The organism is Pseudomonas sp. Au-Pse12 (assembly GCF_021341665.1).
Lineage (GTDB): Bacteria > Pseudomonadota > Gammaproteobacteria > Pseudomonadales > Pseudomonadaceae > Aquipseudomonas.
This window is the reverse complement of sequence record NZ_JAJTTH010000006.1, coordinates 537,892-550,275: the sequence shown is the minus strand read 5'-3', so window position 1 is coordinate 550,275 and position 12,384 is coordinate 537,892. Positions and strand designations below refer to the sequence as shown.

The following is a 12,384-nucleotide window of genomic DNA, read 5'->3' as shown; positions in this document are numbered from 1 at the left end:
AACAACCAGGGCGGCACCCTGAGTGCAGGGCAGAGCGCTAACGTCAGCGCCGGGACTCTGGACAACCAGAACGAAGGGCGGGTGCTGAGCGCAGGCAGCGCGGACCTTACGGCAAGCAACGTGCTCAACACTCAGGGTGGGCTGATCAATAGCGGCGGTCACCTGAAGGCGCAGGTCGGTTGGCTGAATAATGCCGGTGGCGAACTGTCCAGCTTCGCAAACCTGACCCTGCAGGTAGCCACCCTGGACAACGTCGCCGGGCTGGCTTCCGCAGGCCAGCACTTGAGCCTGAACGCCAGCGGCGCGGTCAACAACCGCGGCGGCCAGCTCATCAGTCTGCAAACCCTGGAGCTCAAGGCCGGGCAGGTGGACAACAGCAACACTGGACGTATTGCCAGCAACCAGGCACTGAGTGCCAGCGTGAGCGGCCTCGATCAGAGCAACGGCGGCCGTCTGACCAGCCTCACCGAACTGAGCCTGGACCTGAACAAGGGCCACCTGAATAACCAGGGTGGCTTGATCAACGCACCTCGATTGCAACTGAACAACCTCGCCAGTGTGGACAACCAGCGAGGTGAAATTTCCAGCGCTCAGGCGTTCGAGCTGATGGCCCGCAGCCTGGACAACAGTCACGGCAAACTGCTCGGAAACCAGGGACTGACTCTGCGCCTGGACCAGACATTGAGTAACGTCAGCGGATTGATTTCCGCCAAGGGCCTGGATATTGGTGCGGCGACCCTGGATAACCGCGACGGCATCATCACCAGTCGCAGCGACTTGGCGTTGAGCCTGGGCGCTGTGGCGAACAACCAGCGTGGCGAGCTTTCCAGTCTTGGGGCCACCCGTCTCAAGGGCACGAGCCTGGATAACAGTAATGGGCAGGTCAGCGGCGATCAGTCTCTGGATATCGACCTGACTGCGGCGCTGAACAACCAGAATGGTGTGCTCGGTTCGGCCGGGAGTGTCGATCTCCAGGCTGCCAGTCTGGACAACAGCCACGCCGGCCGCCTGGTTAGCGATGACCGCTTGAAGGCTCGTATCGAAGGCCTGCTGGATAATCAGCAGCAGGGTGAAATCAGCGCCAAGGGCCAGATTGACCTACAGGCCGGACGCCTGGACAACCGCGCTGGCAAGCTGCGTGCGGACAAGGACTTGCAACTGGCTGTTGGCCAGATCGACAACCGCCAACAGGGCTTGCTGAATAGCCTGGCTGCTCTCAGTTTCAAGGGTTTGCAGTTGGATAACCGCGGCGGCCTGTTGAGTGCTGCTGGCCCGGTGCGCCTGGAAGCGGCCAGCCTGGACAACAGCGGCGGACGAATTGCCAGTAAGAGCGGCCTGTTGGCCCAGGTTGCTCGGGTTATCAACCAACGGGGTGAGTTGGTGGCCGAGGGTGACCTGAGCTTCACGAGCTCCAGCCTGGATAACCGCGAGGCGGGACTTGTAGGGGCCACAAAAGCGCTGAAACTCGAAGTGACTGAGGTCGATAACCGCGGCGGGGAAATCTCCAGTGCCGAGGGGGTGACTCTGCAGGGCGCACGCCTGGACAACAGTGACAGCGGCAAGTTGTTGGCCGGCAGCGACATGGGCCTGGACGTGGCGCAGATCATCAACCGCAACCAGGGCTTGATGTTTACCAAGGGCGCGCTGACCCTTCACGGCCAGAGCCTGGATAACGGCCAGGGGCGCCTGGTGGCCCTGTTCGGGCTGGATATTCGTCTGGATCAGGCCATGGGCAACCTGCAAGGCCTGGTCAGCAGTGAAGGGGCCCTGTCGGCCCGGGTCGGCAGTCTGGACAACGTCGACGGCAAAGTCTCCAGCGCTGGCTCGCTGACCTTGACCAGTGCCGGCGTACTGCTCAACCGCAACGGTTCGATCACCACCGACGCCGGTCTGGAGATGGCCAGCCAGAGCCTGGACAACAGCCAGCAAGGCCTGATTAGCAGCAAGGGCCCGGCGCAGGTCAACACCGGGGCATTCGACAACACCCAAGGCGCAAGGCTGATCAGCGGCGACAGCCTGCAGTTGACCGCGGCCCAGGTCAGCAACGGTCAAGGTAGTCGGATCGCCAGCGAGAAAAGCCTCACGGCCAGCGTCAGTGGCTTCGACCAGCAAGGCGGTGAGCTGTTTAGCAAGAGCGCCCTGAGCCTGGACCTGAACCAAGGTCAACTCAGCAACCACAAAGGCCTGATCAATGGCCCCGTGCTGGTGCTGAAAAACCTCACCGATGTGAACAACCAAAGCGGTGAAATCTCCAGTGCCCAAGCCTTCGCCCTGGCGGCCCGCAACCTGGATAACAGTGGTGGCAAGCTGATCAGTCAGCAGGCCTTGACCCTGCGTGTCGACGGCCAGTTGAGCAACCAGAAAGGCACAGTGGTGGCCGATGAACAGTTGAACCTGGCAGTGGGCATCCTGGACAACAGCCAGGGGCAGATTTCCGGCAAGACCGATGTACAGGCCAAGGTCGGAGTTCTGAACAACCAGGGCGGTCAATTGCTGGCCGGACAACACCTGGAACTGCTTGCCGATGGTCTTGATAACCGCCAGGGTGGCCTGGTGGGCGGCAGCCAGGGGCTGCTGCTCAAGGTCGGCGCGATCGACAATCGGGGGGGCGAGCTGTCGAGCCTGGCCGATGTAGGCCTGGAAGGTTCCAGCCTGGACAACAGTGAGGGCGGCAAGGTTTTGGCCGAAGGCAGCCTGGGCCTGACCGTGGCTCAGGTGCTCAACCGCAGCAAGGGCCTGCTGTCGGGCAAGGCGGGCCTGAGCCTGATGGGCAGCAGCCTGGACAACCGCAGCGGTACGTTGCTGACCCAGCATGACCTCAAGGTCAAATTGCAGGGTGACCTGGATAACCGCCAGGGTCTGATCAGCGCTGAAGGCCGTCTAGGGCTCAAGAGTGCCGGGCTGGATAACAGCGGCGGCAGTGTTTCCAGCGCCCAGGCGCTGACCCTGGAGCACAGCGCCGCATTGCTCAATCAGGGCGGGGAGATCCTCACCGATGCCGGGCTGGTGCTCAACAGCGCCCGCCTGGACAACCGCAATCAGGGCAACATCAGCGCCAAGGCGGCAGCCAGCATCAGCACCGGAACACTGGATAACAGCCACAGTGGTCGTCTCGGCAGCGGTGGCAACCTGGATTTGATCAGTGCCCAGCTGACCAATCAGGACCAAGGCCGCATCGCCAGCGGCGGGGCGCTGAACGCCAGTGTCAGCGGCCTTGAGCAGCAGGGCGGTCAGCTGTTCAGCAATACCTCCCTGACCCTGGACCTCAACCAGGGGCAACTGAACAACCAGCAGGGCCTGATCAACGCACCGCTGCTGATGCTCAAGAATCTCAAGGACGTGAACAACCAGGGCGGTGAAATTTCTGCGGCCCAGGCGTTCACCCTGGCAGCTCAGAACCTGGACAACAGCAGCGGCAAGCTTCTCAGCAACCAGGCCCTGACCCTGCGTATCGACCAGGTCCTGATCAATCTCAAGGGCCTGATCGCGGCGGCATCCCTTGATGCCCGTGCAGCTAGCCTGGCCAATAGCGGCGGCGCCCTTACCAGCCGTGGCAGCCTCGACCTGCTACTGGCGGGCGCCTTGAACAACAGTGGCCGGGGCCTGATCAACGCTGACGGCGGCCTGACCCTGAGCGCCAGCTCTGTGGACAACCGCGACGCCAGTTTGCAAGGCAGCAGCATCGCTCTGGACCTGGGCAACACCACGGGGGACTTGGATAACAGCGGCGGCCTGATCAGCACCCAAGGGCCGCTGAGCATCGCTCACTTGCGTGACCTGAGTAACCGTAACGGTGAAATCTCCAGCCGCCTGAGCCTGGACCTGACGGCGCGCAGCCTGGACAACAGCGCCGGTAAACTGATCAGCAACGAGCAACTGAACCTCAAGGCCCAGAGCCTGCTCAACCAAGGTGGCCTGGCCTCGGGCTGGCAAGGCCTGAACGCCAACCTGGGAAGCCTGGACAATCGTAACTTGGGCACCTTGTCCAGCCGTAGCGGCGGGCTCGATCTGCAGGTCAGCGGTGACCTGCAGAACAGTGGCGCCGGCGCCCTGGTCAGCCAGAAGGCGCTGAGCGTGACAGCGGCCAACCTGGACAACAGCAGCGGCGGCATTCTTTCCAGCGCCGCAGAACAGACCCTCAGCATTAATGGCCTGTTGAACAACGCCCAGGGTGGCCTGATCGACAGCGGTGCGGCCCTGACCCTGCAAGCCATGACCCTGGGCAACGCCGCCGGCAGCATCAGTGCGCAGCAGGCTCTGAGTCTGAACGCCACCAGCCTGGACAACAGCGGCGGCAGCCTCAAGGGCAACGCTGCGCTGACCTTGAACCTGCTCGGCGCCTTGACCAACCGCAATGGCCAAGTGGCCAGCGGCGGCCCGCTGCGCATCGAGCGCGCCGGGCAGATCGATAATCAGGGCGGGCAGATTGCCAGCCAGGGCCTGCTGACCCTGTTCAGCGCCAGCCTGGATAACCGCAACCGTGGCACCCTGGCCGCCAATGATCGATTGCACCTGACCGTAGACGGCACTCTGGACAACCGCAGTGACGGCTTGATCTACAGCCGTAACGGCGACCTGCAGATCCAGGCCGGCAGTCTCGGCAACGGCCAAGGCACCTTGCAGAGCCAGGGTGCCCTGAACCTCACCACTGGCGACATCGACAACCAGAGCGGACGCATCCTGGCCCAGAGCGGCGACCTGAGCATCGGTGCCGGTAACCTGGACAACCGGGGTGGTGTGCTCTCCAGTCTGCAGGGGGCGATGACTGCCAACCTCAGCGGTGTGTTGAAAAACGGCTATGACCTGAACAACAACCGCCAGGGTGGTGTGACCCAGGCCCAGCGTCTGACCCTCAATGCCCTGGCCGGCATCGACAACTACGGCGGGCGGATTTCCGCGCAAAGCGGCGACGCCCTGATCACTGGCGGCGATTTCGACAACCGCAACGGCGGCCTGTACGCCAAGGGCCTGGTCAAGGTCAGCGCTGGCAACTTCGATAACAGCGGCGACAACGACGGCCAGATCGCCGGCCAGCAGATCGACCTCGATCTGCGCGGTGCCCTGAACAACCGCCTGGGTATCATCGAAAGCGACAGCACGCTGGCAATCAAGGCCGCCAGCCTCGACAACCAGACCGGTCAACTGCGGGCCCTGGGCAGCGCCGGCAGTACGCGCTTTGAGATCGGCGGGCAATTCGACAACCGCAACGGCACCCTGGAAAGCGCCAACCACGACCTGAGCTTTGCCGTGGGCAGCTTCCTCAACGGTGGCGGTAACCTGCTGCACGTGGGGCGCGGCACTTTCGATATCTCCACCGCCAACGTTACCGGCGCAGGTGGCAGCATCGTCACTCGTGGTGGCCTGACCCTCAATGCCGACAGTTGGAACAACAGTGACGTCATCCAGGCCGGGCGCCTGACGCTCAACGTCAACCATTTCAGCCAGACCGCCAGTGGTCAGTTGCTGGCCAGCGACGCCTTGATCGGCAGTGGCGGCAACTGGAGCAACGATGGCTTGATCGCCAGTGATGGCAGTCTCAGTCTCAACCTCGGAGGTTCCTACTCAGGCAATGGCCGGCTGAGCAGCCGCGGTACGCTGGGCCTTGGAGTTGGGCAGTTGGACCTCAACAGCGCATCGAGCATCGCCGGTGGTGGTGATACTGCGGTGTCTGTGGCGGGCCAGTTGAACAACGCCGGGCGCCTGACGTCTGCCGCCAAGCTCAATCTCAGTGCGGCAGGCATCAACAACCAGGGCACCCTCGGTGCCGCCCAGGACCTGACCCTGACCACGGGGGCCCTGGTCAACGACCATGGTTTGGTGTTCAGCGGCGGCGACATGGGCCTGCGGGTCGACTCCCTGACCAACAGCTACGGCAACGTCTACAGCCTAGGTAATCTGACGGTCGATCGTGATGGCCAGGGCTCCTTGGCCAGCCGCATTGCCAACCGTTCCGGTTCGCTGCAGAGCGACGGCTCCATGATGTTGGCAGCCAGCACCATCGAAAACGTGCGCGATGTGCTGACCACGAGCAAGGGCGGTATCTACACCGCGAGAATTGGCGAAGTCGCCTGTATCGAGGGCTACAACGCCGGTGACTGCAGCGGCAAGCGCAATCATGTCTGGGAAATCGTCCAGCGCGACAAGTTCGAAGTGACCAACGCCAGCGCGGCGTCGAGCATTGCCGCCGGCGCCAATCTGAACATCAACGCGGGCGACCTGCTGAACCAGAGCAGCAGTATCGGCGCGGCTGGCAACCTGATGGCCACGGTCAACAACCTGACCAACAGCGGCGTGGAAACCGGCGAGACCGAAACCACTCGTGTGTTCATGTCCTCGCGGACCAAGAATGCCGGGGGCTGGTACAACGTCGCCAATGGCGTCACCAACAAGTACTGGTTCCAGAGCGCAGGTTATAACCCCAATGACCTGGGTGGCCTGGAAGGGTCGTTGGCCGGCTTTATCGGCATGACCGAGCGCGAATGGGTGCACTTGGGCTCAACCAGGAAGCTCGCCGGCGGCGACCAAAGCTACGCGGCGGTGATGCAGGCGGGCGGTGCGGTCAGCATCAACGCCGGTAATGGCATTGGTAACAGCGTGGTGCGTCCCGGTTTCACCTACGTCGGCAGCGGCCAACGCACCGACACCAACGCTCCGGGCACGGCCTTCGCTACCCGCATCACCCTGAACCAGCAATTGCCGCCGGACTTGGCCCAGCAACAGGTCAACCCGCTGGCGCTGCCCGGCTTCAGCCTGCCCAGCGGGCAGAACGGTCTGTTTCGCCTCAGCGGCCAGGGCGCCAACACGCCTGCGGCCAGTGGTCCGCAGAACTGGACCATGGGCGGCGGCGCCCTGAGCACCGCGCAACGTCAACAAGGGCTGCCCACGGTTCAGGCGCGAGACATCAACATCGCTGACGCCGCCCAGATCGCGGCCCGTTCGGCGGACTTGAGCGCCGCCAACCGCACGGCGGCGCAAGTCGGCACCGATGCCAGCGCGATCAATGCGACCCTGCCCGGTTCTGGTGCCGTCTCAGGCCCAGCATTGCTGGGACCTTCGGTGGTGAATGACGGCATCAGCCAGAGCGCGGCCCTCAACACCCAGGCTCCGGTACCGATCAGTGTCGATCGGGTCACCGGCCTGCCGGACAGCAGCGTGCGTACTAATCCGCACAAGTACCTGATTGAAACCAACCCGGTTCTGACCGACCTCAAGCAGTTCATGAGCTCGGATTACCTGCTGTCCAACCTGGGCTATAACCCGGACGAAAGCGCCAAGCGCCTGGGAGACGGTTTCTACGAGCAGAAACTGATCCAGCAAGCCGTGCAGGCCCGTACCGGCCAGCGCTACATCAATGGCCAGAACAGCGACGAGAAGCTGTTCAAGTACCTGATGGACAACGCCATCCAGAGCCGGCAGCAGCTCAACCTGGCGGTGGGCGTGAGCCTGACCTCGGAACAGGTGGCGGCCCTGACCCACGACATTGTCTGGCTGGAAAACGCCGAAGTGAACGGCGAACAAGTGCTGGTGCCCGTGCTCTACCTGGCCCAGGCCAAGGACCGCCTGGCGCCCAACGGCGCCCTGATCGCTGGCAACGACGTCAACCTGATCGCCGGCCAGGACCTGAACAACGTCGGCACTTTGCGCGCCACTAACAACCTTTCGGCCCAGGCCGGCCAGAACCTGGTCAACAGCGGCCTGGTGGAGGCCGGCAACCGCCTTGACCTGCTGGCGGGCAACAATCTGGTCAACAAGGCTGGGGGGATCATCGCCGGGCGCGACGTGACCCTCACTGCAACCCGTGGCGACGTGATCAATGAGCGCACCCTGAGCAGCCACCAAAGCAGCAATGGCAGCTACGCCCAGCAGCGCGACTTCGTCGACAGCGCCGCCCGGGTGGAAGCGGCCAACAACCTGGTGATCAACGCCGGGCGTGATGTGAACAACAACGGAGGCGTGCTCACAAGTGGTGCCGACACCAGCCTCAAGGCCGGACGCGACGTCAACCTGACCTCAGTGGAACAGGTGGTCAGCAATGACCGCGGCGTGCGCTACAACGACCTCAGCGTGACCCAGAACGGCTCCAGCCTGCAGGCCGGTCGCGACCTGGCCATCAGCGCCGGTCGCGACATCAGTGCGATTGCCAGCCAGATCGAGGCCAAGCGCGATGTGGCGATGACCGCCACGGACAACCTGAGCCTGGTTTCGGCGGCCAATGAGCAGCATTCGGCGAGCAAGACCAAGAAGGTGACGAGTCAGGAGGATCATGTTCAGCAGGTGGCCACCACCTTGGTGGCGGGCGGCAATGTAGCGCTCAAGGCCGGTGAGGATCTTCAACTGACGGCCAGTCGGGTGACGGCAGGGGATGAGGCGTATCTCTATGCGGGCGGTGATGTGAATCTGAGCGCTGGGCAGAACAGCGACTACAGCTACTACCGCAAGACCAAGACCAGCAGTTCCGGGCTGTCCAGTAGCCAAAAAACGCGGATCGACAGCAGCAACTCCATCACCCAACAGGGCTCCTCCGTCAGTGGCGATACGGTGGTCATCCGCGCCGGCCAGGATATTGGCGCGACCGCCAGCGATATTGTCTCCACCCACTCCACCAGCCTGGTTGCGGGACGCAACGTCGAGATCGATAGCGCGACCGAAACCTACGAGCAAAGCCATTCGACATCGAAGAAGAAGTCCGGCTTGTTGAGCAGTGGCGGGATTGGTTTCACTCTGGGTTCGACCAGTGCTCAGAACACCTCGTCCAGCACCACCGAAAACGCCAAGGCCAGCACCATTGGCAGTGTGCTGGGCAACGTCGATATCCAGGCCGGCAAGGACCTGACCCTCAAAGGTTCCGACGTCATCGCGGGCAAGGACATCAGCCTCGTCGGGCAGAACGTCAGCATCCTCGCGGCGGAAAATCACAACAAGAGCGAGCAAACCTCCAAAACCAAGACCAGCGGCCTGACCCTGGCGCTGTCCGGAACCGTCGGCAGTGCCGTCGACGCCGCGTACCAGACCACCAAGCAAGCCAAGGAGGAGGACGATAGCCGCCTCTCTGCCCTGCAAGGCATCAAGGCTGGCCTGACCGGTGTTCAGGCCTGGCAAGCGGCCCAACAGGGCGGCGGCATGAACGGCGATAACATCGGCCAGTTCGTCGGCATCAGCATTTCCCTGGGCTCACAGCAGTCCAGTTCCAAGCAGACTCAGGAACAGGTGGTCAGTCAGGGCAGTAGCCTGACCAGTGGCAACAACCTTTCCATTGTGGCTGCCGGTAGCGGTACCGCTGGGGCAGATGGCGACATCCGTGTGCAAGGCAGCCAACTCAAGGCGGGCAATAACGTGCTGCTGGCCGCTGAGCGTGACATCCAGCTTGAGGCCGCAGCCAACCGGCAAAAGCTTGATGGCAAGAACAGCAGCAGCGGTGGTGCCATTGGCGTCAGTTTGGGCGTCGGCCCCAACGGCGCAGGCCTGAGTATCTTCGCCAACGGCAACAAGGGCGTGGGCAAGGAAAAAGGCACCGGCACCACCTGGACCGAGACCACCCTGGACGCCGGTAACCAAGCGAGCCTGATCAGTGGGCGGGACGCCGCGCTCAAGGGCGCGCAGGTCAATGCGGACAAGATCACGGCTAAGGTCGGGCGTGATCTCACGCTGCAAAGCCAGCAGGACACCGACGACTACAAGTCCAAGCAGAGCAATGTCAGCGGCGGTGCCAGCTTCACGTTCGGCACGATGACGGGCAGCGCTTCGGTCAGCGTCAGCCAGAGCAAGATCGACTCCAAGTATCAGAGTGTGCAGGAACAAACCGGGTTGTTTGCCGGCAAGGGTGGTTATCAGGTTGAAGTGGGCAAGCACACCCAGCTGGATGGCAGCGTCATCGCCAGTACCGCAGAAGCCGACAAAAACCGCCTGAGCACCGGCACCCTGGGCTGGAGCGATCTCAAGAACGAGGCCGAATACAAAAGCCAGATGCAGAGCGCCAGCGTCAGCAGTGGCAATGGCGGTGCCGATGGCTTCACCAGCAACATGCCCAGCGGCATGTTGATCGCCTACAACCACGGCGGCAGTGCCAGCGGCACCACCTCATCGGCAATCTCCAACGGCGCCTTGGACATTCGTGATCCAGGCCAGCAGAAGCAGGACGTTGCCACCCTCAGCCGCGACGTCGAACACGCCAACGGCAGCATCAGCCCTATCTTCGACAAGGAGAAGGAGCAGAAGCGCCTGCGGGAGGTGCAGCTGATTGGCGAGATTGGCACTCAGGTGACGGACATTGTTCGGACCGAGGGGCAGTTGAAGGCTGATCAAGAGGCGAGCAAGGAGCTTGAAGAGAAGAAGGGTATTCGTCGGCCTGGAAAAAATGCCAGCAAAGAGGAGGTTGAGAACTACCAGAAGCAGCTGATTGCCACCGACGCCTACAAGCAAGTTATGGGCAAGTACGGTACGGGGGGGGATTACCAGCGAGTAGCTCAAGCGGTGACCGCTGCCTTGCAAGGGTTGGCCGGTGGAGATATCGGCTCTGCACTGGCTGGCGCCTCGGCACCGTATCTGGCGCAGTTGATCAAGAAAACCACAGGTGACAATCCAGCCCTCAACACCATGGCTCACGCTGTGCTGGGAGCCGCCGTTGCCCAGGCCCAAGGTAACTCGGCAATAGCGGGCGCAGCTGGAGCCGCAGGTGGAGAGCTGGCTGCTCGATTGATCACCCAGCAGCTGTATGGCACCAGCGATACAAACACCCTCAGTGAAGAGCAAAAGCAGACAGTGGCTGCGCTATCGAGCTTGGCTGCTGGACTGGCTGGCGGGGTAGCGGGGGGAGATTTAGGCGGTGCGGTTACTGGCGCACAAGGGGGTAGGAATGCGGTGGACAATAATTGGCTGAGCCAAGAGCAATCGGTAGTTTTTGATAAAGAGTTTTCAGACTGCCAAAAATCAGGTCTGCGCACGTGCCAAACGGTGGTTGATAAATGGAAGCAGGTTAGTGATAAGCGAGGTGCTGAAACTGATTGGCGGTTGGAGAACGATCCACTGAGAGCTCTTGGGGAGGACAAAGAGCTGGCGCAAGGTGGGATTGAGGTGACTCAACGTCCTAATTGGCTAAGTCATATCGGACTGGATGTGATGAGCAACGAAGAAGCTAAGGCCTATGTTCAGCAATGGAATGGCGAGGATCTGGCGAAAATCGATGTGAACAGCCCGCGCTGGGTAAGATTTGCATTGTTTATATCTGATCCTGAAAATCAAGCGGCCATTGTTGCTGTAGCTGGGCTTGGTAAAAGTTTGGCTGAGTTTGCTAAAACAACTGCATCTAACATCTATAAGACTGGTTCGCCATCTGGTATAAAAAGTATGCAAGTAGGTCTTCGTAATCCGCAGCAGGTGGACCAGATAAAAAATGATATGCTATCGAATAATTATAGGTTTACAGCCCCTGAGGGGCGTATTGCGGGCTATGTAGATAGCAAGGGTACCTATTATGTGTCTGAGGGGAATCATCGAATGGTTGCAGCTCAGGAAATATATAAAAAGACAGGGGACGCTTCATTTATTGAACAATTGTTGAAGAATGGTTCTTGGACTAAAACAGCTAGTGCTCCTGCTGGTGCTAGATCCTTGCCGACGAGAAAGTAATGGTTCTCATATGAAAAAAAACTTAATATACGTCAGGATGCTATCTTTGTCTTTGCCTTATATAAGGAATATCCAGTCTTTGGATGAGAGAGCAAAAGGCAAGGATCAGTCATGTTTTTTTGAGGCGGAGTTGGTACATAATCTAACAAATAGTTTGTTGGACTCTGAATTTTCCGAGCATGACATATGGTTTCTGAATTATCAGGCTAGGAGCTATTTTGAGAACTGCAACGATCGGATATCGCCTAATTATCATGAGCACTTGAAAAGCATAAAGGCTCTTTTTGAACTTGTTCCTGATGAGCTTAGAAGTAAGTTGTTGTGGTCTGGGCCTGATGATAGGTGCTGAATGGCAATAGCTTGATTCGAGAAGAGGCGGGTTCATTTTTTGTTCTCTAACAGCTGCTTCGCAACTGTCAGGCCCCCGGAAGATCAAGCGCCAAAGCATTTGTATTAACGCCCGACTTCGTCACCGGCTTGCTCAAAGTGTTTATAACCCCGCCCGTCCGCAGGTCAGTCGTTGCGGGCTTGTGAGTCCGATCTCCGATACAGAGAAGAAGCAGAAGCACCTGCGACAGGTGCTTCTGATTGGCGAGATTGGTACCAAGGTGACGGACATCGTTCGTACCGAAGGTCAGCTTAAGGTCGACAAAGACGCGAGCGATGAGCTGGAGAAACTAGGAATCCATCGACCTGGGAAAAATGCCAGCAAAGAGGATGTTGAAAACTACCAGAAGCAGCTGATTGCCACTGATGCGT

At 60.5% G+C, this 12,384-nt stretch carries 1 protein-coding gene; it reads left to right on the top strand.

Annotation, left to right across the window (positions count from 1 at the left end):
- The first annotated feature begins 81 nt into the window (after positions 1-81).
- Positions 82-11,625, top strand: coding sequence for a hemagglutinin repeat-containing protein (locus LXM55_RS20105; protein WP_325169905.1), 11,544 nt, complete (start codon positions 82-84; stop codon positions 11,623-11,625).
- Positions 11,626-12,384 lie beyond the last annotated feature (759 nt).